Annotated in this window: 24 protein-coding genes and 1 tRNA gene; 15 read left to right on the top strand and 10 right to left on the bottom strand. The window is 49.4% G+C overall.

What is annotated here, in order from left to right; translation table 11 throughout:
* Positions 1-4 precede the first annotated feature (4 nt).
* Positions 5-2,398, top strand: coding sequence for a PIG-L family deacetylase (locus PsW74_RS14415; protein ID WP_063289270.1), 2,394 nt, complete (start codon positions 5-7; stop codon positions 2,396-2,398).
* 52 nt (positions 2,399-2,450) lie between these two features.
* On the opposite strand, the gene PsW74_RS14410 is transcribed toward PsW74_RS14415, so the two are convergent.
* From PsW74_RS14410 to PsW74_RS14395, 4 genes are read right to left on the bottom strand one after another with little or no spacing between them, the layout of a single operon-like run.
* Positions 2,451-3,581, bottom strand: a complete 1,131-nt coding sequence (locus tag PsW74_RS14410; RefSeq protein ID WP_063289269.1) for an ABC transporter permease — start codon at positions 3,579-3,581, stop codon at positions 2,451-2,453.
* Entirely contained in the window at positions 3,578-4,495 is a 918-nt protein-coding gene (locus tag PsW74_RS14405; RefSeq protein WP_063289268.1) for an ABC transporter ATP-binding protein, read from the bottom strand. The genes PsW74_RS14410 and PsW74_RS14405 overlap by 4 nt, the downstream gene beginning before the upstream one ends.
* Positions 4,492-5,442 (bottom strand): HlyD family efflux transporter periplasmic adaptor subunit, encoded by a 951-nt coding sequence (locus PsW74_RS14400; RefSeq protein WP_208987978.1) that lies wholly within the window; start codon positions 5,440-5,442, stop codon positions 4,492-4,494. Before PsW74_RS14400 ends, PsW74_RS14405 begins: the two co-directional genes overlap by 4 nt.
* Positions 5,435-6,142, bottom strand: a complete 708-nt coding sequence (locus PsW74_RS14395) for a CerR family C-terminal domain-containing protein (RefSeq protein WP_063289267.1) — start codon at positions 6,140-6,142, stop codon at positions 5,435-5,437. Before PsW74_RS14395 ends, PsW74_RS14400 begins: the two co-directional genes overlap by 8 nt.
* 211 nt (positions 6,143-6,353) lie before the next feature.
* Between PsW74_RS14395 and PsW74_RS14390 the strand changes: the two genes are divergently transcribed.
* A tRNA-Ser gene (locus tag PsW74_RS14390) sits at positions 6,354-6,443 on the top strand.
* A gap of 380 nt (positions 6,444-6,823) precedes the next feature.
* Positions 6,824-7,888: a tyrosine-type recombinase/integrase gene (locus PsW74_RS14385; RefSeq protein WP_153041731.1), complete on the top strand. Its 1,065-nt coding sequence runs from the start codon at positions 6,824-6,826 to the stop codon at positions 7,886-7,888.
* Positions 7,889-8,344: 456 nt separating this feature from the next.
* Here PsW74_RS14385 and PsW74_RS14380 read toward each other — a convergent pair whose 3' ends face one another.
* Positions 8,345-9,202 (bottom strand): hypothetical protein, encoded by an 858-nt coding sequence (locus tag PsW74_RS14380; protein ID WP_063289264.1) that lies wholly within the window; start codon positions 9,200-9,202, stop codon positions 8,345-8,347.
* A 318-nt stretch (positions 9,203-9,520) separates the two neighbouring features.
* Here PsW74_RS14380 and PsW74_RS14375 point away from each other — a divergent pair, with 318 nt between their 5' ends.
* The 3 genes from PsW74_RS14375 to PsW74_RS14365 are packed head-to-tail and all read left to right on the top strand — an operon-like array spanning position 9,521 to position 11,869.
* Entirely contained in the window at positions 9,521-9,892 is a 372-nt protein-coding gene (locus tag PsW74_RS14375) for a TIR domain-containing protein (protein WP_193775966.1), read from the top strand.
* A 17-nt stretch (positions 9,893-9,909) separates the two neighbouring features.
* Complete coding sequence (locus PsW74_RS14370; RefSeq protein ID WP_206599928.1) at positions 9,910-11,355, top strand: SIR2 family protein; 1,446 nt, start codon at positions 9,910-9,912, stop codon at positions 11,353-11,355.
* 13 nt (positions 11,356-11,368) lie between these two features.
* The gene (locus PsW74_RS14365; protein ID WP_063289262.1) at positions 11,369-11,869 is read left to right on the top strand and encodes a TIR domain-containing protein; all 501 of its coding nucleotides are present in this window, start codon (positions 11,369-11,371) and stop codon (positions 11,867-11,869) included.
* 291 nt (positions 11,870-12,160) lie between these two features.
* On the opposite strand, the gene PsW74_RS14360 is transcribed toward PsW74_RS14365, so the two are convergent.
* Positions 12,161-16,162, bottom strand: coding sequence for a hypothetical protein (locus PsW74_RS14360; protein ID WP_153041730.1), 4,002 nt, complete (start codon positions 16,160-16,162; stop codon positions 12,161-12,163).
* A 708-nt stretch (positions 16,163-16,870) separates the two neighbouring features.
* Here PsW74_RS14360 and PsW74_RS14350 point away from each other — a divergent pair.
* Entirely contained in the window at positions 16,871-17,404 is a 534-nt protein-coding gene (locus tag PsW74_RS14350; RefSeq protein ID WP_063289259.1) for a hypothetical protein, read from the top strand.
* 481 nt (positions 17,405-17,885) lie between these two features.
* Positions 17,886-18,278 (top strand): DUF302 domain-containing protein, encoded by a 393-nt coding sequence (locus PsW74_RS14345; RefSeq protein ID WP_063289258.1) that lies wholly within the window; start codon positions 17,886-17,888, stop codon positions 18,276-18,278.
* 137 nt (positions 18,279-18,415) lie between these two features.
* On the opposite strand, the gene PsW74_RS14340 is transcribed toward PsW74_RS14345, so the two are convergent.
* The 4 genes from PsW74_RS14340 to PsW74_RS14325 form a co-directional block, all read right to left on the bottom strand.
* A complete protein-coding gene (locus PsW74_RS14340; RefSeq protein ID WP_063289257.1) occupies positions 18,416-18,667 on the bottom strand; it encodes a hypothetical protein in 252 nt (83 codons plus the stop codon).
* A 10-nt stretch (positions 18,668-18,677) separates the two neighbouring features.
* Complete coding sequence (locus tag PsW74_RS14335) at positions 18,678-18,887, bottom strand: hypothetical protein (RefSeq protein WP_063289256.1); 210 nt, start codon at positions 18,885-18,887, stop codon at positions 18,678-18,680.
* A 58-nt stretch (positions 18,888-18,945) separates the two neighbouring features.
* Complete coding sequence (locus tag PsW74_RS14330; protein WP_063289255.1) at positions 18,946-19,221, bottom strand: hypothetical protein; 276 nt, start codon at positions 19,219-19,221, stop codon at positions 18,946-18,948.
* 448 nt (positions 19,222-19,669) lie between these two features.
* Positions 19,670-19,984, bottom strand: a complete 315-nt coding sequence (locus tag PsW74_RS14325) for a helix-turn-helix transcriptional regulator (protein ID WP_057465633.1) — start codon at positions 19,982-19,984, stop codon at positions 19,670-19,672.
* 548 nt (positions 19,985-20,532) lie between these two features.
* Between PsW74_RS14325 and PsW74_RS14315 the strand changes: the two genes are divergently transcribed.
* The 7 genes from PsW74_RS14315 to PsW74_RS29745 all read left to right on the top strand — a co-directional run.
* On the top strand, positions 20,533-21,021 hold the full coding sequence (locus PsW74_RS14315; protein ID WP_057465635.1) for a hypothetical protein: 489 nt from the start codon (positions 20,533-20,535) through the stop codon (positions 21,019-21,021).
* A gap of 79 nt (positions 21,022-21,100) precedes the next feature.
* Positions 21,101-21,997, top strand: coding sequence for a helix-turn-helix domain-containing protein (locus PsW74_RS14310; protein WP_063289253.1), 897 nt, complete (start codon positions 21,101-21,103; stop codon positions 21,995-21,997).
* The gene (locus PsW74_RS14305; RefSeq protein WP_063289252.1) at positions 21,994-22,686 is read left to right on the top strand and encodes a hypothetical protein; all 693 of its coding nucleotides are present in this window, start codon (positions 21,994-21,996) and stop codon (positions 22,684-22,686) included. Before PsW74_RS14310 ends, PsW74_RS14305 begins: the two co-directional genes overlap by 4 nt.
* 156 nt (positions 22,687-22,842) lie before the next feature.
* Complete coding sequence (locus PsW74_RS14300) at positions 22,843-23,442, top strand: transcription termination/antitermination NusG family protein (protein WP_063289251.1); 600 nt, start codon at positions 22,843-22,845, stop codon at positions 23,440-23,442.
* Positions 23,443-23,597: 155 nt separating this feature from the next.
* Positions 23,598-23,981 (top strand): HNH endonuclease signature motif containing protein, encoded by a 384-nt coding sequence (locus PsW74_RS29750; RefSeq protein WP_206599927.1) that lies wholly within the window; start codon positions 23,598-23,600, stop codon positions 23,979-23,981.
* A gap of 78 nt (positions 23,982-24,059) precedes the next feature.
* Positions 24,060-24,536, top strand: a complete 477-nt coding sequence (locus tag PsW74_RS14290) for a hypothetical protein (protein ID WP_153041729.1) — start codon at positions 24,060-24,062, stop codon at positions 24,534-24,536.
* A gap of 12 nt (positions 24,537-24,548) precedes the next feature.
* Positions 24,549-25,358, top strand: an 810-nt coding sequence (locus PsW74_RS29745; protein WP_206599926.1) for a terminase large subunit, incomplete at its 3' end; no start/stop codon positions are given.

Raw genomic sequence — 25,358 nt, 5'->3', positions numbered from 1 at the left:
CACGATGCCACTTTCAGAACAAGAACGTATTGCCGAGCACAAACAAAGTGTGCGGATGGTGAGCCTTTGGCGGGCGCTTCAGCCGCTCAAGTCAACGGTTTCCTTTATGAATACGGGAGCTCATCCGGATGATGAGATTTCTGAGATGCTGGCAGCGATCGGTCTTCGCGATGGCATTGCCTTGTCTTATGCCTGCGCCAATCGCGGCGAGGGCGGGCAGAATGATATTGGCACCGAGGCGACCGAGAACCTTGGTGTATTGCGCACCGCTGAAATGGAAAAAGCCTGTGATGTGCTGAACATGCGCATGTACTGGCTCTCGGAAAATGCTGAGGACAGTGTTTTTGACTTCGGATTTTCAAAGAGCGGTGTTGAGACACTTGGCAAGTGGGGGCATCAACGCACGCTGAAACGGTTTGTTGAAATCATCCGGCAAGAGCGGCCAGACATCATCAGCCCGACTTTTTTGAATATTCCCGGCCAGCATGGTCACCACTGCGCCATGACACAGGCTGCGTTTGAGGTGATGAAAGCGGCGGCTGATCCTGAGTTTCCTGATGTTGATCTGCCGTGCTGGGCCGTCAAAAAGCTCTACCTGCCAGCATGGTCCGGGGCTGGCGGGGCGTATGATGATGAGGTTCCACCACCACCTGCGACGCTGGAGTTTGATGGCAACGGTGAAGAGGAAGTCACCGGCTGGAGCTGGGCGCAGATTGGGGAACAGTCTCGTGCATTCCATAAAACACAAGGTATGGGGCGCTGGCAGGCTTACGACAAAAGCAATGTCTGGCCGCTGCATCTGGCGGAAAGCACGGTTGGAACAGACGAGCTGTCTTTATCTGATAATCTTCCGAAAGACCTTTCCGAGCTTGCTGCGTTTGCAGGAGCCCCAACGCTTTCAGCGTTGCTGGACAAGGCGCATGATCATTGTCTGGATGCAATTGAGGCCTTCCCGAACCGTGTGATGATTGGCGCGGCTGCGGCGCAGGCACTGAAGTTGTTGCGGAAGGCGATGGATGAGTGCCCTGAGGCCGCCCGTGATGAAGTTCTGCACCGTTTGGAGCGCAAGGAGTTGCAGCTTGCAAAGGTGCTTGAGCTGGCAGAGGGCATTGTTGCCTCTGTGCGGTTGTCTCAAGACCAGCTGAAGCGTGGTGAGAGCGCTGAGGTTGCGTTTGAATGCAATCGTGAGGCCGTGAGTTTTGAGCTGGATTTGCCGAAGGGCTGGGTGCAGCAAGACGCCTGTGTCCAAGTTGGGGGTGAGGCTGACACCAGTGATCCGTACCCTGCTGTTTACCGCCCTGATGCGGTTCAGGCGCCCTGTGCAAAGCTTCAGTTTACTTCTCATGGTGTGGCGGTTGAAACGCGGTTGCCGTTTGAGGTAGAGCCAATTGTGCTTCCTTTTCATGTGGTTACATTGGATGACACGGGCTTCGTGCTCAACAACACGTTGGAAAACCGGTCCTTGAGTATTCCGGTGGGTGGGAATGCCGAGGGCTTGAGCCTTGATGTGCCAGAAGGATGGACGGCACAGTTTGATGATGGTGTTTTCCAGATTGCTCTGCCGGATGATGTTGCCAATGGGCTTTATGAGTTACCGATCCTGCAGGGGGGCGAGCAGGCTTACACCGTTCATGTTGTGTCTTATCCGCATGTGAGCCAGCGTGTTCGGGTTACTCCGGCGACGGTTCGGATCTGTGTGGTTGAGGCGCATCTTGACGCAAAGCGTGTTGGTTATGTCGGGAGCGGTAATGACCGTGTTGCCAAATGGCTTGGTGACATTGGCGTTGAACTGGTTGATTTGCCTGTTGGTGAGTTGAGTGCCAAGCGGCTGCAAGGGCTGGATTGCCTCGTTGTCGGCATCTTTGCTTTCCGTAGCCGACAGGACCTGCATGATGTGATTGAGGATATTCATGCGTGGGTGAAAGCAGGCGGGCGCCTGATTACACTCTATCACCGTCCATGGGATCGCTGGGATGCAGAGAAGCTTCCGCTTCAACCGCTTGAGATTGGATCGCCGAGCTTGCGTTGGCGGGTGACTGATGAGAACGCCGAGGTGCGTTATCTGAACCCGCAGCATGTTTTGCTCAACAAGCCTAACGAGATTGGCAAGAGCGATTGGGCGAACTGGCACAAGGAGCGCGGGCTCTACTTTGCGAAGAGCTGGGATGCCGCCTATGAGCCGCTGCTGGAGATGGCGGACCCTGATGAAGCGCCTCACCAGGGCATTTTGCTTGCGGGTGACTTTGGGCAGGGGCAACACATTCACACCTCGCTTATCCTGCATCATCAGATGGAGAAGCTGGTGCCGGGAGCTTTTCGCCTGATGGCCAATCTGGTCTCGAGTGAGGTTGAAGAAGCCAGCGCCTCTCAAAGCACTGAGGCTTTTGAGGCCAGCTAGTTGATCTGATTGAGGCGCTGCAAAACAGCGCCTCTTTTCTTGTGGGCAGTTGTTAGTCCAGTGTCCGCTTGAACCTCTTCAAGGCCAGCATCAGGAGCAGGCCGACGAACAGGAAGAGGGTGTAAACGCTTGCGGATACCTCGCTCCATTCCGCGCCTTTCAGCAAGATCGCCCGTACAACGCGCAGGAAATGAGTGAGCGGGAAGATCTCGCCCAATGTCTGCGCCCATTCCGGCATGCCCGCGTAGGGGAACATGAAACCGGAGAGTAGTAGGGATGGCAGGAAGAAGAAGAACGTCATCTGCATGGCCTGCATTTGCGTGCGGGCGACTGTTGAGATGAAGTAACCCAGCAACACCAATGTCAGCACAAAAACCAGTATGGCGCCGATAAGCAACAGCAACCCGCCTTCAAACGGGATGTTGAAGAGCAGGCGGCCTGCACTCAACACTACGGCGACCTGAACCGCCCCCACGCCCAGATAGGGCAGGACTTTGCCGCACATGATCTCAAAAGGAGATGCGGGCATGGCCAGAAGGTTTTCCATGGTGCCGCGTTCTGTTTCTCGCGTCAGCGCGATGCTAGTCATCATCACAAGTGTCAGCTGAAGAATGACGCCCAGCAGGCCGGGGACGATGTTGTACTGGGTGATGCCTTCCGGATTGTATTTGCGATGAATGATGGTGCTGGACTTCAAAAGATCCTGCTTCAGGCTCGGGTTCTTTTGTTTGATGGATGCAACGGCTTTTTCGATGATTGCTGGAGCAGAGGCGACCGCAGCGCCGGACGCTGCTGGGTCTGTGGCGTCTGCTTCAATCAGTGCGTTGGGCGTTCCTGCTTCTGCCTGCTTGGCGAAATCGCTCGGGAACGTCACCACAAACGTGACTTTACCACGCCGGAGCAGGCTGCGGGCTTCTGACGGTGAGACATTCACATCAGTGAACTTGAAGTACTGAGAGTTTTCAAGGGCTGTGACGGCAGCGCGTGAGTATGGGTCATTTGCCATGGCAACCAGAGCTGTAGGGAGGCCACGCGGGTCATTGTTGATGGCGTAGCCAAACAGCACGAGCTGAAGCAGGGGAATGCCGAGCATCATGGCAAAGGTGATACGGTCGCGGCGCATCTGGATAAACTCTTTGATGAGCATGGCAAAGAGCCGCTGAAGGGAGAATACTCTGCTCATTGCATATTGTCCGTGCTGTCACTCATGAACTTGATGAAGACATCCTCCAGATTGGTTTCTGATTGTTCTATCTGGATGTCTTCGTGTTGCTCCAGTGGTTTGAGCGCGCGTTTCAATGCCTGAAGGTTTGTTCCTGTTACGTGCAATGAGTTGCCGAACGGTGCGACCTGCTGCACGCCTTTGTTTTCCTGAAGCTCAGGAATAAAACGTTCAAGGTTGGGGCCGGTGAGTGTGTATGTGTACAGTCCTGCATCTGCGATGACATCATGCAGGGAGCCGTCGGCTAAAAGTTCGCCATAAGAGATGTAAGTGATGCGATGACAACGCTCGGCCTCATCCATGTAGTGGGTGGAGACAAGAACGGTCATGCCGTCAGCTGCAAGGCGGTGGATTTCCTCCCAAAAATCGCGACGGGCCTTTGGGTCTACACCTGCGGTGGGTTCATCCAACAGCAGGAGCTTCGGTTTGTGCATGGTGCAGGCTGCCAGAGCGAGGCGCTGTTTCCAACCACCTGACAGTTCGCCTGCTAACTGGTTGCGGCGGGAAAGCAGGCCGAGCTTTTCCAGTGTTGCGGTGGTGTGCTGCTTCACTGGTTTGAGGTTGTAAAGCCGTGCGACGAAGCTCAGGTTCTCTTCGATGGTGAGGTCTTCGTAGAACGAGAACTTCTGCGTCATGTAGCCGACCTGGCTTTTGATCAGGAGACGGTCCTTGATCAGATCATACCCAAGCACCTGTCCGTTGCCTTCGTCTGGCTTGAGAAGGCCACACATCATACGGATGCTTGTGGTTTTTCCTGAGCCGTTGGGACCAAGGAAGCCAACAATCTCACCCGGTTTGACTTTGAGCGAGACATTGTTGACGACCAGCTTGTCGCCAAAGCGTTTGGTCAGGCCTTTGACTTCAATTGCGTTCATTGTAAGCTGTCCAGATCAACGTCAAAAATCTGACCGGGTCTCAACGGAGAATGCTTCGTGATTGGCTTTGCCTGCACCTCATAAACCAGCTTCTCGCGTGTCTCTAAAGAGTAGATGACTGGCGGGGTGAATTCCGGGCCTTCTGCAATGTGGGTGATCTGCAAGGCTTGCAGGGTGGTGCAGCCGGAGCATCTGGCGTTGAACTTGGTGCCAACTTCCAGCTGGGTGTATTGCTCTTCGGGCACGAAGAAATGAAGCTTGATGGAATTGACGGGCAACAGACTGGCAACTGGCGCTGTGGGGCCTGCCATTTCACCAGAGTGTAGGAACACATCTGTGACCTTGGCATCTTCCGGAGCGTAGATCTTCCGCTTCTCCAGCAACCACTCGGCCAGATCAACTTTTGCCTTTGCCATCTCATATTGGCTCTCGGCGGCAGCGATCTGATCTTCACGTGCTGGCAGTTTGGCAACGGAGAGCTGGGCTTGCAGCTCTGTTATGCGGGCTTGTGCAACGAGCAGGGCGGTCTCTGCTTCATCAAACTGTGCCTGGGAGATGACTTTACGCCCGAGAAGGCCCTGATATCTGTCGTAGACGTTTTGCGAATGTTTGGCCTGTGCCTGAGCTGAGCGCAGGGTAGCGTTTAAAACGTCGATCTCCTCAGGGCGCTTGCCAAGCTTAAGGTCATTGAGTGAGGCGAGTGTCTGTTGCAGTTGAGCCTTGGCTTCAGCCAGCTTCATATTGGCATCGGAGGATTCCAATATGGCTATGAGCTGGCCTTTCTTGACCCGTTCTCCTTCTTCGACCTGCACATCAGCAATTTCGGAGAGCTCCACTGGCGCCAGCTTGAGGTACTCGCCTTCAACATAACCAGCTGTCAGGTTTGGTTCCGGCGCGCATAAGGCAAGCCAACTTGCCACGACAGGAAGGGTGCAGACATTAAGCATGGTTCGAGCCTTTCGACAGCTCATCCAGCAAGGCGTTGATTGAGCGGTGGAGGATAGATTTGATCTGTGCCAGCTCATCCGGACCGACGGCTTGCCAGCCCATGCGCTTGAGCACTAGCGGACGGGCCAGACGGATGTAAAGCAACTGGCCGATCATGGCGAAGATTGCGAGCTTCAGTTCATCAGAGGTGACAGGCTGGCCAGTTGCGCGGCTGAAGAGCACGGTGACACGGTCCATCAGCGGCTCAAAGATCAAGTGGTAAAGCGTGTCCACTTCCTCTGGTGAGTGCAACACCTCCTTGAGCATAAAGCCAATCACCAGTTCAGCGCGCTTGTTTGTTTGAGTGAAGGTGATCATGCGGTCGATCATCTCCAGAATCTTAGTGCGCGCGTCTTCAGGTGACAGATGCTCGATGTCAGAAAGCTTTCGGTTCAGCACAACAGACATCACATCGCCAATCGACATGGCAATGAAGTTGATGCATGCCCGCTTCAACCCGGCCTTGCCATCGAAGTGATAGGCAATGGAAGCAATGTTGGCCTTCGCTGTTTGCGCGATAGAGCGCGTGGATGTGCCGGCATATCCCTCACGACCGAAGTGGTAGAGAGCAGATTCAATAAGGTCGCGTTTTGTTTTGGCCGATGGGGTGTCAGATGCCAGAACTTCACGCAGTTCATTTGGGGTAGGGGAGTTTGTCATGACGACGCCTATTTTTTAATCAATCGTTTGATTGAAAATATACGCCTATTTCAGAATTTTGTAAAGTGCGCATCCAGAAAATCGTATTGATGGGAAATTGGGGGTGAGATTGGGACTTTTGTAGTTTCTACACAGGGTATTTTCTATTTCCACAGCTACAGTTGCTACTTGCTCTTGAATTTCAGGTGGTTCGTGGTATCTACCCGCTCATGGACACGTGGCCGAGTGGTCGAAGGCGCTCCCCTGCTAAGGGAGTAGGCCCGGAAGGGTCTCGAGGGTTCGAATCCCTCCGTGTCCGCCATCTTCCCTTTTTTAAAAATGCGAATAGATACGCTTAATCAATGGGTTAAAGCGTGTTGCGCAAAGTGATTTGACACTGGCGGACTGAGCTACATAACATTCTACATAACAAATTACATAACACTGCATGTAGGATGGGTAGAATATGGCTCATACGATCAGTCGTGGAATGTACTATTTTGTGAAGCGTGTTCCCAAAAGATATGCGTCTGTCGATCCGCGTTCACGCATCCAGCTCTCCCTTAAAACCGAAAGCCCTGATGTAGCACAAAAGAAGTCTCTCATTATTGAGGAGAGGCTTGTCGCGTACTGGGAGGCTTTGCTTGCAGAAGATCATGAGGGGCAAAGGCTCACTATGAGACTGCAGTCAATTTTGCAGAAGTGCAGGGGTATACCTATCTGTCATTGGAGGAGGTTGTTGCAGAGCCTTTAGGTGGCCTGCTCAATCGTATCGAGGTGATCCCTGAGGGTGAGCAATCCAAAACAGTTTCTGTTGTTGCTGATGGATTGTTAGGCGGTGCGGATAAACCGATCCTGAAGGTCTCCAGGCTCTATGAGGAGTATCTGGAACTCACTCCAGATCTGCTCCTGGGAAAGAGCGATGACCAAATCCGCAAATGGAAGAACCCCAGACATAAAGCCATCAATAACCTGATCACCGTTGTGGGTGACAAAAACGTCCATGAGCTAACTCGTGATGATGGGCTTAAGCTTCGTGAGTGGTGGATGGACCGTGTTGTCGATGAAGGAAAGAAGCCCAGCACGGCGAACAAAGACTTCACGCACCTCTCCAAAATTTTTTCGACCTGGCGAGATCTGAAGCAGGAGCAGTTGGCCAACCCGTTTCTTCAGCTCAGACTTGCACAAAACGATTTGCAGGATCACAGGCCGTCATTCTCACGCGATTGGATTAAGACCGTTCTGCTGGCTCCAGATGCCTTTGGCGCGACCAATGAGGAGGCTGTGCTGGTGTTCAAGATCCTGATCAACACAGGTCTTCGACCTTCAGAGCTGTTGGGTGCGAAGTTGGAGCACTTTGTTCTTGAGCATGAAGTTCCTCACATCCGCGTTGAGGAGTACAGTGATGGGGCTATCAAGCGCAAGCTGAAGACCAAATGGTCAGAGCGAGAAGTCCCGCTTGTCGGCGTCTCGCTTGATGCGGCAAAGCGGATTGTGGCAATGGGCGGGGTGCAGGCTTACTACCTGAAGGCGGATCGCTGGGGTGCCTTGATCAACAAGGTAATGGTTGAGCGCAAACTGAAAGAAACAGAACGCCATACTCCGTACTCACTGCGCCACTCTTTCGAGGAGAGCATGCTGGAAGCGTGCGTTGATCACAGGCTTCGGGTGGAACTGATGGGGCATGCCTATAACAGGCCGAAATACGGAGAGGGCGGCAGCCTGGAACTAAAGCGTGAGGCTATCGGCCGGTTTGCGTTTGTGTGAGTTGGTCGTGAGGGTATTATGTGGTTGGTAGGCAGCGAAAAACTGACTTTAGATCCTGGCATGTGTAGACAATTGGCACATAACCGGACATTGGAACACTTCTAGGTGGGTTTAAACGGGCATTCCACATTGGCTCAATGATCGGGAAGTTCCCAGCTGACCAATAGCTGCCGTCCAACCTGTCTTGACAAACTCTCTGCTAGAGTGAGGATCCAACTTTAGGTTGGCCCTATGTTACATTAGTAAAATTTGCCTGCTGGCAAGGCGTTTATCTAATCACATTGTTTAGTGGAATAGCCACACTCATACTAACCTATGCAGATCGCGCTAAGATCTGGCAGATGTTTAATTAATTAAACTAGAGTGTAAGAAGCGCATGAAGGCCGGAAACACCTTCAGCGTCAGCCCTCTGATCAACAAGGATCATCCATCCGTTTGCTAATGCGTTGTAATATTCTAGGCAGGTTCTGATTGGTTTGCAAGATCTGGGAGATCGAGGCTATCTGCAAATTCTTTGCCCAACCGATTTATCGCAATTTGCTTGATACTAGCAAATCTTGGCCCATCACTTACTATTTGATATTTTCTAAGTTTTTTAAGTTTCTCGTTTTTCAAGCAAACATACCAAACAATATGTTCTTCTTCTTCCATCTGAGTGTGCAAAATACTTTGATACTTGGCCACCCCGTGCATCTTATCCGAGTAACCCATGTTCACGTAGTCAGCACTGTCGAGGAACTCATAGACGCTCCCAAGTTGCCAGATATAAGTAGAAAGAATACTTTGATTGAACAGATAGATATTTTCTATGGTATTATCGACACCCGCTCGAGTTTTAGAATTTCGATTATTAGTGAAGTCAATAATAACACTAGCAAAAATCTTTTTGCCACTGGAGTTTGAGTGCCTTAGATCCTCTCGAATTTCTCTATGTGTCTTGAGCAGTTCAAAAAAATGAGTTTCAAATGCCTGCCGCCGATTTGCTTGATTTTGCTCATCTAAAGCTTTGGTCTGTTCATCAAGCATCTTTTTGGTCTTTCGGGCATCTTCTCTCGCGAGGTTCAGCTCAGCTCGAGCCATCTTCAGAGCAGCCTGTTGCTGCAAGATGCCATAAACAAGACCGGCAAGTGCCAACCCTGAAAAAAGGGCATTCACTGCACCAAACTGGTCTCCGAATGTACCACGCTGGTCGCCTGGAAGAAAAAAGCCCACAACAGCAGTAATCACCCAACATGCTAGGACTATAAAAATAGCTGTCTTTGCCCAAAACTCGTGGCTCCGGTTTGCAGCTCGCGCGCCTTCTTCAGCTTCCATAACGCATACCCCAAAATAAAATTCATAGTTGAATAATACGATTCTTCGCCTACCCAAAGTCGTTGATGGCAGTTTCTTGCTGCGATGTGCGTGGGTTCGGGAGAGTAATAAACTTTCATACTGACAAGTACTCCAAGCGGAAAATATCAGCAGAATCAAGTTGAAGACGAGGCAAAATGCCTCAGTAAGTAGAATTAAGATGCTAGTTGTGTTGATCGTGACGCATAAATCAATCTATAACTGTATGACTCAGAGTTACAATCAAATTATATATTTAAATTCAGATGATTGTTTGAAAGCAAGCACAGGATGTTCCTTATGAAAAAGAAAATTTTCGTGAGCTTTGATTTTGATAATGACAAAAAGCTCAAGGACTTTATTATTGGTCAATCTCGCCTACCAGACTCTCCATTTGAAGTAATTGATAACTCTTTGAAAGAAGCTGCTCCAGAAAGAGATTGGGAAGTAAAAGCGAATACTGCAATCAAACGATCTGACATTGTGATCGTTATGGTCGGGCCCCAAACTTACAGAGCAGGAGGCGTGTTGAAAGAAATCAAGATGGCGCGAGATGCAGACAAAAAAGTAGTTCAAGTAATTGGCTACAAAGATGGCAATTATACTGCAGTACCAGGAGCAGGGCAACTCTATCGCTGGAACTGGGAAAATCTGAAAAAACTCTTGAGTTAAGTAGGAGTGTCTACATTGTGTTGCAGATAAAAAAAAATCAACTAGTTCGTGCGCTCGCTGAAGAACTCCAAGAAGAAAACCTTGCTTTATTTATCGGTGCAGGATTGTCTGTATCCGCAGGGTATGTTGATTGGGCGAGGTTGTTGGCACCTGTAGCCGAAGAACTTCAGCTCGACATCGAAAAAGAAAAAACTGACTTGGTGTCTTTGGCGCAGTATCACTATAACGTAAAGGGTAGAAATCGGAGTAGGTTAAACCAGTTACTCATAACAAACTTTTGCAGCGAAGCTGAAATCACAGGCAATCATAGAATCCTCGCCAGATTACCGATCACCACGTTCTGGACCACTAACTACGACAAATTAATCGAAAAGTCGTTGGCGGACGCGGGAAAAATCACAGATCTTAAATACACAAAAGCGCATCTAGCAAAAACAACTCCAAAACGTGATGCAATTGTCTACAAAATGCATGGCGATGTAGATCATCCCAATGATGCTGTCTTAACAAGACTCGATTACGAGAAATATCACGTTGAAAAACAATCTTTCATAAACGCTCTAACAGGTGACATAACCTCTAAAACGTTTCTATTTCTTGGATTTAGTTTTTCTGATCCAAATATCGACTACATACTCAGCAGGGTGCGCGTTGCCTACGATGAAAATCAAAGAATGCATTACTGCATTTTGCGAACAGTACAGTTAAAAGACTGCTTGGACGAGGCAGAGTTCGAATATCGAAAGCGTAAGCAAGATTACTTTGTCCAAGATTTACTTGGCTATGGCATCCAATCACTTATGATTGATGAGTATCACGAAATAACGGAAATTCTGGACGACCTCGAAAAGCAATATAGGCGTGATACCGTTTTTGTATCGGGGGCAGCCCATAGCTATTCCCCTAGAGACGAAGAAGAAACTCATGAGTTCGTTGCAGAGCTAAGTAAAGCGATTATAGAGGAGAATTTTCGCGTTGTTTCGGGATTTGGCCTCGGCATTGGAAGCGCAGTAATCACTGGCGCACTTGAGCAAATTTACATGAAGTATGGTGAAACGATCCGCGGAGAGAGATTAATACTCCGCCCGTTTCCTCAATCCCCTACAAATGGTCAGGATTTAGCGAAACTTTGGACAGAGTATCGAAGAGATATGCTCTCCTTCTCTGGTATAGCCATCTTCATTTTTGGGAATAAACTAGTTGGCGATGACATCGTTCTGTCAAACGGTATGCGCCAAGAATTTGAGATTGCAAAAGAGAAAGGACTGTTTCTGTTACCTATTGGAGCTACCGGTTACATGGCAAAAGAGCTGTGGGACGAAGTTAATAGTGATTTCGAAAAATACAATGGACCAGTGTCCCAGCCTATCAAAGATTGCTTTTCTAAGTTGGGCAACGATTGCATAACGTTCGAAGATATTTTGAGCAATGTGATGACTATTTTAAATGAGATAAATAATTGAAGGATTACTAAACATGGCTAGAAAATGTTTTTATAGCTTCCAATATAAACCTGACAATTGGCGTGTGTCGACGATACGTAATATAGGCGCTGTTGAGGGGAACAAACCTGCATCAGATAATGACTGGGAGACAGTCACAAATGGTGGTGATGCTAAGATAAAAAAATGGATTGAAGATCAGATGAACGGTCGAACCTGCACAATTATATTGGCGGGCTCAAACACGGCAGACCGAAAATGGATCAATCATGAAATAAAGGAATCTTGGAACAAGAACAAAGGCGTTTTAGTCATCTTTATTCACAACATTAAAAACAGCCAAGGTAAGCAGTCGACCAAAGGCGCTAATCCTCTGTATTATGTCAAGCACGGGCCTACAGGAAAGCGGCTTTCTTCTATCGCAAAAGCTTATGATCCTCCAAGATCGACAAGTAAGGGTGTATATAGCTACATTGAAGATCACATCGAGGATTGGATTGAAGAGGCTATCGAGATTCGTAAAAACAATAATTGATTGTTTGAGAAGGGTGGACCAACTGCGAGAGAGTCGTCTCAACTCTTGATGGAAACGCTCTGATGACCGCTGATGGTCCAAGCTTCCACGTCGGTCTGTTGCCTCCTTTGGGTTTCACACCTGCAGCGAATGCCGGCTATGGGTTATTAGCCCCGCAGACAATCGGAAAGAGAAATACTTCGAGGTTGTAATTGACCAAGTCTAGAGTGATTGCCCGCTATGGCCACAGAGTAACTTGCTGAACGGGCCAACTGCTGCCATTCGGGTGTTTCCATCAAGGGTTGAGGCTCCTTAATCAGAGGGGCTCTTTGGCTTTGATACATCCAGCACGAACACAGAAATCGTATCCTTCATCTCAGCAGGCAAATCAGATATTAGAAGTTTTTCTAGTTCTTGGGCATTCTTTGGACGTGCACGACCATCTGGTCTTGCGGGCGTAGCTCTTTCGTCTGCTCCAAACCAAAAGACGAGATAGACCCCATAACCACAGGCTCCTTCATCCGATGCATAACCAGCAAGCTGGTTTACTGGGGCAGTCCACAGTTCGTCATGAAAATGGCGTTTGACTTCAATTGGCAGATTCTTGCCAGCGTGACTGATCAAGAGAACGTCAGCCCGCGTGTCGTTTTTCCTTCTTGCTTCAGGAAGGCTTGCTGCAACACCGTATTTTTCCAGAGGTGGTCGCAACAGCTCAAGAAATCGATCCCTGCATACATTTTCAACCTTTGGAGTCGTCGGTTTACCGTAGCGATTCGTGTTCCAATAAGCTTTCCAAGGCATTTCCGTACCCGTTCGAAGCGTGCTTTTGTACCTATCAATCTCTTCCAACAGACATGCTTTGAGGTCAGCTGGATTTACAGGAGGCCCACCAGCAAGAGCTTTACTAAGCTCCTCAATAGATGGTGGTGTATAGAGTTTATCTCTTAGCTTGCTAGCGTGCTCCGCAGCGGCATGAGCGATCCTGGATCCCCAACTTGGATCGACATCTTTGATAAGAGCTTTTAGTTTTGCTCCTACGTCTGAAACATCTGAAGTGCTTAGACGATCAATAGCAGCATTAACCAACGCGCTCTTGTTTTCTGGCTTTAGCCAGTCGTCTTGTTTTAAGGAAATTTCTTTCCCAAGTACCTCTATATAGACAAAATCCAAGGCATCTTGATTAGGGCAGAAATCCTTCATTGCTTGGTATAGATTTCCATTTAGAGCAAGAAGGGCTGATTGACACTCTTCGTTTGATAGCTCATTTGAAGCTTTATCTGGATCAAGCATCAAAGCTGCTGAATTCCAAATATCTCTCTGCTCTTTGCTAAGACTTTCAGACTTCAATGCAAGACCAATCAGCTCCTCCAACTCATCACGGGAAAAAACATCCATACCGGCGGCCAATGCCTGTTTAAGGGCTAAATCTGGAAGGCTTGGTTGCATGTGAAGTAGCTTACGAAGGCTTTGGAATAGAAACTCACGGTCATCTGACTCCAAAAAGAGATCCAGATAGTCCAAGTAATGCCGACCAGCTTCTAGTGCTGAGTTCCAATAGGTGAAGACAAGTTCTGCCCCTTCCTCAACATCTTGTGCTAACCTGTTGATGGCCCAGTCACTTATAGAAGGCTGGTCTACTTGACTGAACCACTTGTAACGAAGGCCTGTTATTGCTGTTATCAGAGGGGATGACGCTATATCTTTTTCTCGATCATTGAGAAGCGCTTGATGTATACCTGCCGCGATGACGTACTCTTGCTCATAGTCTGGTTGTCCTGCTGTTTTACATCCAAGCTTAGCCGCACTTAGGCCGGTATCTGTACATGCTGTGAAGTGGATAAATCCTTCGACCAATCCATCGGCAATCTCTTCATTGCTGACTTCAGCTAGCCTCACGCAGGGGTCTGGCACTTTCTTAAGGACGGCATCCCTATAGCACCGAGCTGCACTCAGCAAGAAAGTTGACACAGAAGGGTCGGCAGACCTTAGTTGAGGCAAAATTGGCGCAAGCTTCGCAACATTCTCAACTCGTTGGGTTTCGGCCTTTCGAGCAACTTCTCTCTCCCGCTTAGCTGCTTTCTCTTCGTACTCCTGATTGGGATTGGAAAGTAATTTACTGATAAAGTCAGTAAAATCTCCCTCAGATTGCAGGCTAGCGATAACAGTGTCTTTTAGCTCCAGCCAATCTGCACTTCTCTTTGCTGTATACGCTGCAATTTCAAACAAACGCCTTCGTTGTTTGCCTTGATTTTCTTGTTGTGCATGGCTGAGTAAATCCAGAACTAACTCTGCTGAAGGAAGGCTATCAACCGTCGAATTATACTGATAGGCTGGCATCCATGGAGCATCATCAAATGATGTCTTTTTAATAATTACAAGAAATAGTTCCAGTTCTCGCTTTCGTTGACACACTGCGAGCCACCCACGAACCGCTTGAGTTGTGCCTGCTCCTACCTTGCTCCAGATATGTACCTTTGAGTTATCAATCCAAGTTAAAAGCTTGGCCGCTTCTACATCTGGGTCTTCGTTAATGACGGCAGCCACCGCACGTTGAAGAAACCTCGTTACTTCACTTTTTAGTTGGAAAAATTCATCCACTTCCAGAAATATCGGCTCATCGAATAGCTCTGGACGTGGTGATCTCTTTAGAGCGTTTGAGAGTGAATCTAAGACTCCGACATCAAGCGGTTCTTCATTGTCTTCTGGCTCGGGAAGCGAGTTGTAATCGGCTAAGATTTTCCTGATCTGAGACGTAGGGAGGATATCAGGTGATATCATGGAGGCTATCTGAGCTCGCAAGTGAACTTGATCTTTAGTTACAGGCGAACTGTTTAGTGCTTTAAGAAGAGTACACCCCTCATGGTCCCCATCACTTGCACTCTTAATTAATGCACGAGCAGCTCTGTCTCGCATCCAGAACCGACGATTAGGGTCCAAGGCTATTTCGCGCAGTTTTGGTTGTAATCGTTCGATTTGGGGGCCATCCGCAAGGGCCTGCAAGACCGTAAGTTGGAGATGGCTGTTTATTTCAGCATCAAGGATTGAAATGAATTCTTCAGTCAAGTCGTCCCCTGCTAAGCCTCCTAAGACAGTGGTCTCATCCAGAGAGCCAAGGAAATAAGGATCGTCTTTATCCAAGTTATGCAAAATTGCTTTACGGCCTGCTGTGTCAAAAGCTGCAGCATCCCCGTACGCAAGCACCGTAGCTGCGTCACATTCAATGAGCCGCAATGCTCCTTCAATGTCACGTTGCTTATGTAGATGGGCCGCGAACCAAGCATAAAGTCCTCTAAGTTCGCTAGGTGCCTTGTTGTCGACACTCGTGATTAATGCTTCTGCTCTTCCGAGAGGAAAGGCCGGGGCTTGCATGCCACCAGTAACTAAAGAAGCGAGATATCGTGCAGCCAAAAACTCAGAAACAGTTCTATGGAAAGGTTCAAAAACATGTCCCTCACCCTTAAACAGAGCTGTATCCAGCACTGCTCTTGCAAGGGGATGGTCCAAACCCAAAGAACTTGGACTGACGTACTCGGATTTACCTGAGTTTGAGGGAAGGCCGTTCGAATGCCATATTGCTTCTGCGCCAGAGGCGAGAACATAAAAGCATAACTGAGAAGCTGCCTCGACGATTTCGGATATGGCGGTTCGAGGATCTGTTGCACGTTCAGGGTCGTGTTCGTGAGCTAACGTTTTGACTGCTTGTTCAAACAGATCGAAGCGAGTTGATGGCCAGGTATTGTTGGCTGTCACAACCGTATGCAGCAAGGTCAGACTTAGCGGGCTTTGTAGAAAGGCACTAGCCCCAAGTCTGTGAGCCTCATTGATAAAGCCTTCAGGATCTCGTTCTCCTCTAACTGATAGTATTTCCTGTATCTGAGCTTCGTTCAGTGGAAGCAGTTGGGCGACGACAATATCTTGACCACCTGCGGCGCGCTTTACGGCATTCAAATCGGCAAGGCTGCGCCAATCTTCAGCACGACAGCTGAGTCGCCACTTTTGAATACCCTGCTGAGACAAGGCATTGGAAAGTTTATCTATTTTATCTTTGACTTGCCCATCTGACCGATATTCATCTAGTGCGTCGATGAAGACTGTCTGGCTGGGCTTCAAATCTGCTCCATTCATTACCTCTCTAGCTGTAATAAACTGGCCTGCTTCAGCTTCTGCCTCATATTTCAGCGCTTCAGACTTTCCGATACCTGGCTCACCGAGCAAAACTAGGTAACGTTGATCGCGCGCCTCACTAAGCAGCCGCTTGCTTTTCTTCTCAGCGGACAAAATGACGACCTGTCTGTCTATAGGAGCAATATTCATGAGGTTATGAAATCCAAACATAGGTTTGAATGTAGGATATGACTAACTGGAAAAAACTGCAATTTTAAACAAATATGGCATGGTGTTTAATGTCTTGGCGCTTTTGCAGTTCCACCGTTAGTTTTGGTGTTACATCAGCGACTGTTTCTCTGAGAAAGTTTATTGGGGGGATAATGAAGAGAGGAAGCTATTATGGCGGAAGCACTATTATCAAAACAGGCAACTTTAAACTCAATCCCAAAAAGAAAGAGAAATCAGAGACGAAGTTCCAAAAGAGAACCAAGGGTGAGAAGCATGTGATTGGGTACATACTTCATAATGGTGCCCAAAGTCGAAGAATACCCATTTCTATTGGTAGAAAACTTTTACAAAAAGGGATTTGCAAAGAAGTGAAGACATGGCGCGATTTCGTCTCTTTAATGTACAAATCACATTATGAATCCAACTAAGGAGCAAAGCAAATGCAACCGTTTTGGTTATTTAAGGCCCCTCCACATAAACGAGCTCGGATTCATAGGGGCGACTGCTCACATTGTAATTATGGCAGCGGGCAAAAAAATCAACACAAGAAAGATAGTGGTCCTACCAAGTGGACTCCTTTCGACACACTAGCTGCAGCAGAGAAGGCTATGTCTGGCCTCCAATACGAAGATACTAGACTATGTGGCACTTGCCTGCCCGGCGAATTGTCCAACTAAGGAGCCTCGCATGAGAAAGACGGTTCAATTTATTACTATTTCCTTGGTGATTTTGTTTTGTCGGCAAACAGTTCATGCTGAATCATTAACCTCTTATGAAGCAGCTGATGCCGCGCTACTCAGCTCAATTGATGCCGTTAAAATTCACGTATTCGACAATGTAACAGATGGTTGCTTGCCTAGTCCAAACAGGCTTAAAAACAAAATGGAAATCACGCTGCGTAAGAATGGATTTTCAGTTGTTGGCTCAGATGTGAAGACAGATGCAGTCGTTGTCATCACTGCTCTAGGCATGAAGCCAGGCAGCAGCTGCGTGGTACATGTGAAGACAAGTATCCTGATTGGCGTAATATCCCTTGTTCCCAAATCATCATATGTCAAGCCGGGCACTACGGCGTATCTTGATAGAGAAATGCAGATTGGAGCAATAGTGTTGACTGGTGGTAACATGCAGCAACGTTTGACGCAGGTTATTGAAGGGCATGCAGATGACCTATCCTTAGCAATCCTCCGAGCAAGGGAATTTCAATTCGAGTATCGTTGAGTATGCTGGCAGGATATCGCCAACCAGAATGGCCACAGTCCCAATAGGGAGGCCTGCTTTCTATTTCCGTTAAGAGCATAGTAAGGCCAACCAGTAATTGAGAATGCTCTTTGATATGGTGATCGCAATAAACGTCTCAGTGTCCGCTCTTGGTCATATGTGCCATGCCAAATGCGCAGAAGCTGTAAGCTTCGATCACACTGTTACTCGGCTAACCTTCAGTCCGCAGTTGCAGCACGCTCCATCCCACACCCATCAGTCCATCAGACACGGTCATGTGAAAATAATTTATATGTAGCTGGAATATTTCCATAGTTAAATAATCAAACTCCGGTAGGGGAAGGGCTTGGTTATCTAAGTTTGGCTTCTGGCGTATTTGGCTATATGTTCCCCGAAGCCGGATTAATTTCACAAGAAGGATAGTGATTTGCGTAGTTTGTTTCTGGCTTCAGCGCTAATACTTGGGAGTTTGTATCCCTCTATGGCTCAAGATATTATCAAGGTCGATACCAATAAAGCAGTGCAGGAGACTATGGATGCGCTGGAGGCTACTGCCAGGAAAGCAGGGGCAACAATATTTGCTCGTGTTGACCATGCAGCGGGAGCTGAAAAGGTTGGTATGTCCATTCCGGCGAACCAGTTGCTGATTTTCGGTAATCCGGTTCTTGGTACCCCTGCGATGGAGATCGACCCGCGGGCAGGCCTGTACCTGCCACTTAAAGTTCAGGTCTATGAGGATTCCGAGGGTCAGGTCTGGTTGGCTTACGAAGATCCGAAGGAAACAATGAAGGATCTGGATGATGTCGATAAATCACCGGTAATCGAAAAAATGCGTGGTGTTTTGGCGAAGCTGACCTCCAAGGCTGCCAAGTAGTCGAGCTCGATACCAGATCAAGAAATTCAGACTGCTCAGAGTCCTTTAAAGGGCTCTGGGTTTTTTAAAATGGGTATGCGCAGCTTCGAGGCGAGTGCCCGCTGTAGTCACCATAGCTCTCTCTCTATCTCACCCACCTAATCATCCTTCGCAATCCGTAGCGCCAATGCCAGGTCGTCCTCGCGTTGCTGGAACTCTTTGATCTCGTGTTTCAGGCGTTGGAAGATCGGGAGGTACTTTGTGTTGCCTGCTGCGATGAGGGTGGCAATGACTTTCTGGGCGTTGAGGAGGCGTTCGAGCGTTATCTCCTGCTCCTTGTCAGAGCGCGGTAGGAGGTTGGCGACCGGGAATGGTTGAGGTGCTTTCTTGCGGCGCGGGGCGAGGTCCACTTTAGCCTCCTTACCTGGTTTCGAATGCGGCAAGATGAGCGGCGATGAAATCCGCAGGGACGCTGTGTTTTGCCTCAATCACTGTTTGGTCAAGCGCAGGGGCGAGGAAGAGCAGAGTGGCGGCGAAGATTGCCAGGACGACCAGCTTCATGGCTTCGCTGACGAGGAACAGGGGCACGTTGCAGTGATCATTAAAGACGTCATTCTCAATGCTGGTCATGGGTCTGTTCCTTAGGATGGGAACTCGAACTGATGATCGTGAGGGACAGGTGGCGCTGTTATGTGCGGCCCATCTGCTTCAGCAGTTTTGTCAGGGAGATTTGTGCATCCACGAAATTTTCGCGCAGTGAATAGATGCGGTTTGCGATGGCGGCTTTCTTGTCGGGGGAGATCTGGAGCATCTCGCGTAGGTCATCGCGGGCAAAGCAGGTGTCGGTCTGCGTTTGGGAGCTGACTTCAAGAGCCTCAAAGCCAATCTCGGCTGCGGATTTTACAGGACGAGGTGGGGTGGTTTTACGGCTTCCGGGAAACTGGATGACTTGAGCACTGGGCATCTGGATCTCCAAAAACGAGTAATTGATGGAGATGATTAAATACAAAAATTTTGTAATGTCAATTATTGAATTACAAAAAATTTGCAAAATACCTTGATCTGAAAGCTCATTTGAGCTTCATTTTCAGTGTTTGGATGATGCTGTGGGGTGGTGATCAACAGGAAGTTTTATGGGTGTTCGGTGTGTTGAGGGAGTAAAACTACCGCATGTGGGTGGAGTGGCTGGTAGGTGCTGTAGGTGTGGGTGATAAGTTTACGGAAACGTAAGGCGCTGGATTTTAATCGCTAATCAAAGTGACCTAAGGTCAGTTCGCGCGCGGAGTTAGGGGCTGGTTTGGGTTAGAATTTGATTTTTTTGATTTGTTGGGTTTGCATGTATCTGCATTGAGGTGCTGTCTGGGGGAGGTTATGGGCGACGCATTGAGATTATCAAAGTTAGTGGTTTCTGCTTATTCTTCTGGGTTGTCATTAGACCTGTTGGAGTTGCTTACCAGAGGTCTGGATGCCCAGGCTTTTGCCATGGTTGTCGGTAACGTCTCGGCTCTTCCTAAAAAAAGAAAATCCAACGATGTTCCATAGCGACTATTGATTGCTAAGGCGCCTTTGAGTGATAGGCGTTGCGTTCCGTTTTCCCAGTTAGCCATTTGCGAGTAGCTCGCGCCAATGCTCGTGGCGAGTTCTTTCGTTGAGATGTTGTAATGCTCTCTGAGCCATTTGAGGCGCTCGGAGACATTTTTGTTCGAGGATTCTGCTGGTTGTTCCATATCTTTATAGATCCCATATTACAAAAAATTTGCACCTAAAAAGAATTTGCACTTGAAAAAATACAAATAAATTGTAAATTACGGTTTATGGAAAATGTGCGCGACATCGTTGTTGTCTTGGGACGAGACACTATTAAGGACGCCTTAGGCGTCAGAGATGGTGCGGTATATGCGGCAGAACAGAAAGGCATGTTCCCTGCTGCGTGGTTCGATGTTCTTGATGAACTAGGGCAAGCGAATTGTAAGCCATTGCCTAGGACACTGTTCAATTGGAAGCGGGCAGAACCTATCCGGTCGCAATCTGAGCCTTAAGCACGTGGAAACCCATCGGGATAACTCCTGAACTTCCTTAGGTCGCGACTTGTAGAGAGCAGCTGATTAGCTGGCGCATCACTCAGCTGCTCTCACTTTTGCTTTGTCGTTGAGAACATGATGATTGCGAATTGTTGTTTTTAGTTGCCCACGCTGTCAGGTCTTTTGTTCTCGCCTATCAACATATGGCCTGATCCTCAATGGGTCATTGGGCTTCTGGAAGGGATCGGGTACCTATGAGTTTTTCCAGAACGAACAACGGGCGCAAAGTCTGGATCTGTCGTCAGACCAGAGAGTTGATCAAAGCTTTTGGCGGGCAGGAGTGCACGGCCGCCTTTCTGGAACTAGGCCTGACCACCATAAAAAAATGGCCTGATGTGAATGAGGCTGGCAACATCACTTTGATGAGCCTGGTGAAGCTGGAAGAAGAGCTGGTCTCCATCGGCAGTGATCCGGTGTTCACACTCGCGCACTTGCGAGCTCTTGGCTACATCACCACCAAACTGGACGCAAAAACCAGCAAAACCCCGGCTGCGTGTGCTCTTGATATGGTTCAGGCGGCCTGTGATGCCATCAAAGCCGCCTCGGAAGCCGCTGCTGATTGGGAGATCACCCCAGCCGAACACAACCGCATCGTCGGCATGTTCGAAGCCGCCCAAAAGGAATACGCCAAATACCTCTCAGCCTACAAATCCTCCGTCTCTGACAGTGTTGGAGAGGGATGAGCGTTTTGTGACTTTGGGTATCTCAGTCATTTCACATGATGTGTTCTTCAAGGAGCACACCTGAAAATGGAGGGACGTTATGAACGCGACTTTAGCCCTTGAAAGCCAAGCAGATCGCCCGCGTATCTCGTTTGTGCCTGCGGCGGTTTATGCGGATCAAAGCCTGATGCCACGTGACCGTGATGTGCTGGGTGTTCTGTGTTCCTCTACCGACAGAAACGGAATCTGCTATCGATCTCAAGTGAAGATTGCGGAGCTGTTGGGGGTGGCGCGATCTACGGTGTATCGGGCCATCAGTCGGTTGATGGCATCGGGTTGGCTTGAGCGCAACGCGGGCCAACGCCCTGATGGCGGGCGCTGCTCCTACACTTATCGGGTCATCAATAAAGACATGCCGATACCGGAGCAGATGGACCTGTTTGCTGCCGATATTGAAGACGGGCATGTATCTGCAGACTGTTGCACAGAGGGGCAGGGGATGCCCGCCCAGACGGGCAGCTATAATAACTTGTCTTTAAAAACTTCTGATGTTGATGACGAAGCGGCTGCGAGTGGGTCTGTTGAGGCAAATTCCATGCCTCCAGTTGCTGGCGTGTTGCAGCAAAGCGAGGCAGCAAGGCGGTTTATGCGCGGGGTTGCTGCTCTGCTTACCTCAGTGGGGCTTGATGTTGATGAACTGCGGGGCGGTGCCAACCCTGCCATCGGCTGGTTTGTGCGTGGCTGTGACCTGGAACAGGACGTGGTCACAGCGGTGCGCGAGGTGGCTGGACGGGCTCCCGGCCTGATCCATTCGCTGAACTACTTCACCGGAGCGGTGCTTTCTGCGCACAAGGCGCGGCTGGAAGTCTCGAAAATCTATGGCAAATACCAGCGGTTGGGCGAGAAAGCTGCACGGCAACGGGCGCAGCGCGAAGAGCTTGAGCGGGAGAGTTGCCGGGAGGTGATCGCCGAGCTTGAAGCGGAGTACGCCCGATGACAGAGCTCGACGAAAAGTCCCTTGAAGATCGTTATGCCGATGTGATGCACTTCTTCGTCAAACCGCTCTCTGGCAAGTTCACCATGGTTCCAGGTGAAGAAAAGAAGCCTTATTTTAACATGCTGTGCAAACAGTTAGGCGGGTTCGAGGCTGAGACGCTCGAGCTCGCTTCCACCAAGATTGCACGGGAAGTTTCCGGGCGTAGATGGCCTGATTACGCGGTTGCTATTGCTGCATGCAAAGCGGTGATGGGTGTGAAGCCCATGCGCAAAAGGCGGGATGGTCGCCGCTATAGCCTGCCCACTGATGCGGTGATGCGCATCCTTCTGGCTGACGGCAAAGCGCAGACGTTGGAGGCTTGCAACGGAGACTGGATTTCTGTGCTGTTTGATTTCGTAAAAACCGAGCACAGGTTTCCCTCTGATCGCGAGATTGAAGGATTGATTGTTGAGGTGCAATCGCGAGAAGCCCGCCTGAAAGCACAGCGATCTGAAGCGTTGAAGGTGCTTTATGGCGAGACAGGATGCACAGAGCGGCCTTTGCCTAATCGTCATCCCGTTCAGTTGATGATCAACGCCTTTGCCAAACGACGCATGGATCTCTGTAACGCTGTGTTTCTGGAAGTTTACGGTTGCGATGTCGCAACGCTGGCTGCTGATGACGGAGGGCAAACCTATGCCACTGCATAGATTGAATGAGGAACGTGATGTGCTCCATTTGGCAAGCTCGCCCGAGGTGGCAAAGCCCGCTAATGAGGCTCCAGTTGCTCGCAGTAGTGATACGCATACAGCGACTAAGACGCGGGATTGGCTTTTAATGGCATCAAAGTCTGGCGGGGTTCAGTGATGAACCAGGCACCGAATGCAGGTAACAGGGCGTTGGAGCAGGATTACAACTTGCTTCGCACTCTCATCAAGCAGGCGCCCCTTGAGTGGGTCGTGGTGCAGACGAACCCCAACTGTGAGGATCGGGCGAAGGCAAGCGTTGCGGCGACAGGTGCGGTGGCTTACCTGCCCATGCTTCCCAAGCGAAAGAAGGTGAAGCGGTCGGCGCAAATGCTGGATGTGAGCGCTCCCATGTTTCCTCGGTATCTGTTCGTTGGACTGGATGTTATCGGCGGCCAGTCCTGTGATCAGGTGCGCAATTGCGATGGTGTGGAAAAAATTCTTGCTGCAACCAAAGATGCGGCTTCACACCGTGTTCCCATAGCTGAGATGTTACGTATGCTCGATGCCTCGTGTGAAGCGCAGATTGGCAGAAAGAACTTGCATGGCCAGCTCTTTAGTATCGGCTGTGGTGTCGTGCTGACTGCTGGATCCGGTGCTCTTCTGAAGGGGGTTGTGAGAGAAGTATCTGATGGTGGTCAGTCCTTGAGAGTGGACGTTGAAGCCTTTGGCCGAACCACAAAAGCAACAGTGACAGTTGACAAAGTGGCGCTGCGTTAACCATCATGCATATCAGGATGATCCCGTGGATCTCCGGGGCCTGAGCGGTTAGGAGCCGCTATACCAAACAGAGCGACCTGGACACGAGACCCAGTCAACGTAAGACGCTGAGAAGCGGAGTTGGCGCGAAGAGTTTCTATGGAATTTTGGAGCACGTGCAAAGTGCAATTAACTGGTTCGCTGAGAAGCGGACCTTTTTTCTGTTTAGGTTTCTGGCTTTGCCCCTCAAGTCGATCACTCCCCGTTTAAACACATTGGGCCCAACGCTGCGCAAAGCGCCGAAAGCAGTTGATCCGTTCTACCTGACACCTGAATGGAAGGTGCTCGCCAGGTACATCAAGCAGCTGCGTAGCTATGTTTGCGAGATGTGCGGCAAGGATTTCTCGAAGCTGCAACACAAGCTGATCGCCGATCACATCGTCGAGCGCAAGGACGGCGGCGCGGATCTCGACCCATCCAACCTCCAATGCCTTTGCACGTGGTGCCACAATCGAAAGAGTGCGAAGGCTCAGCGGATCCGTTGCCAAGGCGTTGATTGATAACGGAAGTGGGGGTGGGGTAAAAGTCCGGGGGCTGAGTTGCCCTTACCCACCCCGATATAACTGAGAGATTTTTTTTTGACCAACTTCGATTTTGACCTGCTAGGCGATCCAATCCCTGAGGGATTTGGAAAACGAGGGCGTCCACCTCATATGGTGAGTGATGAAAAGCGTAGACTTGTCATGCAGTTACTCGCTTTCGGAAAAACTCAGGATGAAATTGCTGCAGCTTTAGGGATCACAGCACCCACTTTGCGCAAGAATTATTTTCGTCAGCTCAAAGCCAGGGATGAAGCTCGGGCGAGGGTTGAGGCCAAGCTTCTGGGTAAGCTCATGGACCAGGCCGAAGCCGGGAAGGTGTCAGCGATTAAGGAAATCTTCTCCCGGCTTGAGAACTCTGATCGTGACAAGCTGGCAGAAGCGATTGCCAACCGTGGAAAGAGTGTTCCTGCGGCATCTGAAAAAACGCTCGGCAAAAAAGAAGAGCGAAAGAAAACTGCAGAAGATTATGCCGGAAAGTTTGCACCGCCCCAGGCCCCCCAACTGATCAACTAAGAAAGAACTGTCTTGAAAGTTCAGCACTGGTCAACTGCCTGCGTGGATTGGGAGGAGCGGATCGTTCAAGGGAAATCTCTCATCCCCTTTGGTCCGTTGTTCACTGCTGAAGCCGAAGCAGCTTTGAACGTCTTCAAATCGCTCAAGGTGGTTGATGTTCCTGGCATGCCGACATTTGGTGAGTGCTGTGACCAGTGGGTGTTTGATTTTGTTGGTGCGATCTTTGGCGCCTATGATGCGGAACAAGGGCAGAGGTTGATCAGTGAGTTTTTGCTCCTGATCTCAAAGAAAAACGCCAAGTCCACTATTGCAGCAGGGATCATGGTGACAGCGCTCATTCGCAATTGGCGTCACCTCAATGAGCTGTTGCTATTGGCTCCAACCATTGAGGTGGCCAACAACTGTTTTGAGCCAGCTGCTGCGATGGTCTCCTATGATCCGGAACTCAAAAAAATCCTCAAAGTGACTACGCACCTGCGAACAATCAAACACGAGACCACAAACTCAAACCTCAAGATTGTAGCTGCTGACAGCGACACGCTATCTGGCAAAAAAGCTGGCTTCGTTCTGGTTGATGAGTTGTGGTTGTTTGGCAAGAAGCCAAAGGCGGCGGCCATGCTGCAGGAGGCCACTGGCGGATTGATTGCCCGTCCTGAAGGATTTGTTGTTTATCTGACTACGCATTCTGATGAGCCTCCAGCAGGGGTCTGGAAAAGCAAACTTGAGTATTACCGTGATGTGCGTGATGGCAAGATTGATGATCCTGAACGGTTAGGAGTTCTCTACGAGTTCCCGAAAGCAATGCTCAAAAGCAAGGGTTAC

It is taken from the genome of Pseudovibrio sp. W74 (assembly GCF_001623085.1).
Classification (GTDB): domain Bacteria; phylum Pseudomonadota; class Alphaproteobacteria; order Rhizobiales; family Stappiaceae; genus Pseudovibrio.
This window is presented reverse-complemented; position numbering and strand designations above follow the sequence as displayed.

Excerpts from the sequence above, each read along its gene's own strand:
- PsW74_RS14410 (WP_063289269.1), bottom strand. The coding sequence starts at position 3,581 with ATGAGCAGAGTATTCTCCCTTCAGCGGCTCTTTGCCATGCTCATCAAA.
- PsW74_RS14310 (WP_063289253.1), top strand. The coding sequence starts at position 21,101 with ATGAACGCGACTTTAGCCCTTGAAAGCCAAGCAGATCGCCCGCGTATC.
- PsW74_RS14395 (WP_063289267.1), bottom strand. The coding sequence starts at position 6,142 with ATGACAAACTCCCCTACCCCAAATGAACTGCGTGAAGTTCTGGCATCT.
- PsW74_RS14345 (WP_063289258.1), top strand. The coding sequence starts at position 17,886 with ATGGCTCAAGATATTATCAAGGTCGATACCAATAAAGCAGTGCAGGAG.
- PsW74_RS14380 (WP_063289264.1), bottom strand. The coding sequence starts at position 9,202 with ATGGAAGCTGAAGAAGGCGCGCGAGCTGCAAACCGGAGCCACGAGTTT.
- PsW74_RS14315 (WP_057465635.1), top strand. The coding sequence starts at position 20,533 with ATGAGTTTTTCCAGAACGAACAACGGGCGCAAAGTCTGGATCTGTCGT.
- PsW74_RS14375 (WP_193775966.1), top strand. The coding sequence starts at position 9,521 with ATGAAAAAGAAAATTTTCGTGAGCTTTGATTTTGATAATGACAAAAAG.
- PsW74_RS14300 (WP_063289251.1), top strand. The coding sequence starts at position 22,843 with ATGAACCAGGCACCGAATGCAGGTAACAGGGCGTTGGAGCAGGATTAC.
- PsW74_RS14405 (WP_063289268.1), bottom strand. The coding sequence starts at position 4,495 with ATGAACGCAATTGAAGTCAAAGGCCTGACCAAACGCTTTGGCGACAAG.
- PsW74_RS14365 (WP_063289262.1), top strand. The coding sequence starts at position 11,369 with ATGGCTAGAAAATGTTTTTATAGCTTCCAATATAAACCTGACAATTGG.
- PsW74_RS14305 (WP_063289252.1), top strand. The coding sequence starts at position 21,994 with ATGACAGAGCTCGACGAAAAGTCCCTTGAAGATCGTTATGCCGATGTG.
- PsW74_RS14400 (WP_208987978.1), bottom strand. The coding sequence starts at position 5,442 with ATGCTTAATGTCTGCACCCTTCCTGTCGTGGCAAGTTGGCTTGCCTTA.
- PsW74_RS14325 (WP_057465633.1), bottom strand. The coding sequence starts at position 19,984 with ATGGAACAACCAGCAGAATCCTCGAACAAAAATGTCTCCGAGCGCCTC.
- PsW74_RS14415 (WP_063289270.1), top strand. The coding sequence starts at position 5 with ATGCCACTTTCAGAACAAGAACGTATTGCCGAGCACAAACAAAGTGTG.
- PsW74_RS14330 (WP_063289255.1), bottom strand. The coding sequence starts at position 19,221 with ATGCCCAGTGCTCAAGTCATCCAGTTTCCCGGAAGCCGTAAAACCACC.
- PsW74_RS14335 (WP_063289256.1), bottom strand. The coding sequence starts at position 18,887 with ATGACCAGCATTGAGAATGACGTCTTTAATGATCACTGCAACGTGCCC.
- PsW74_RS14360 (WP_153041730.1), bottom strand. The coding sequence starts at position 16,162 with ATGAATATTGCTCCTATAGACAGACAGGTCGTCATTTTGTCCGCTGAG.
- PsW74_RS14350 (WP_063289259.1), top strand. The coding sequence starts at position 16,871 with ATGAGAAAGACGGTTCAATTTATTACTATTTCCTTGGTGATTTTGTTT.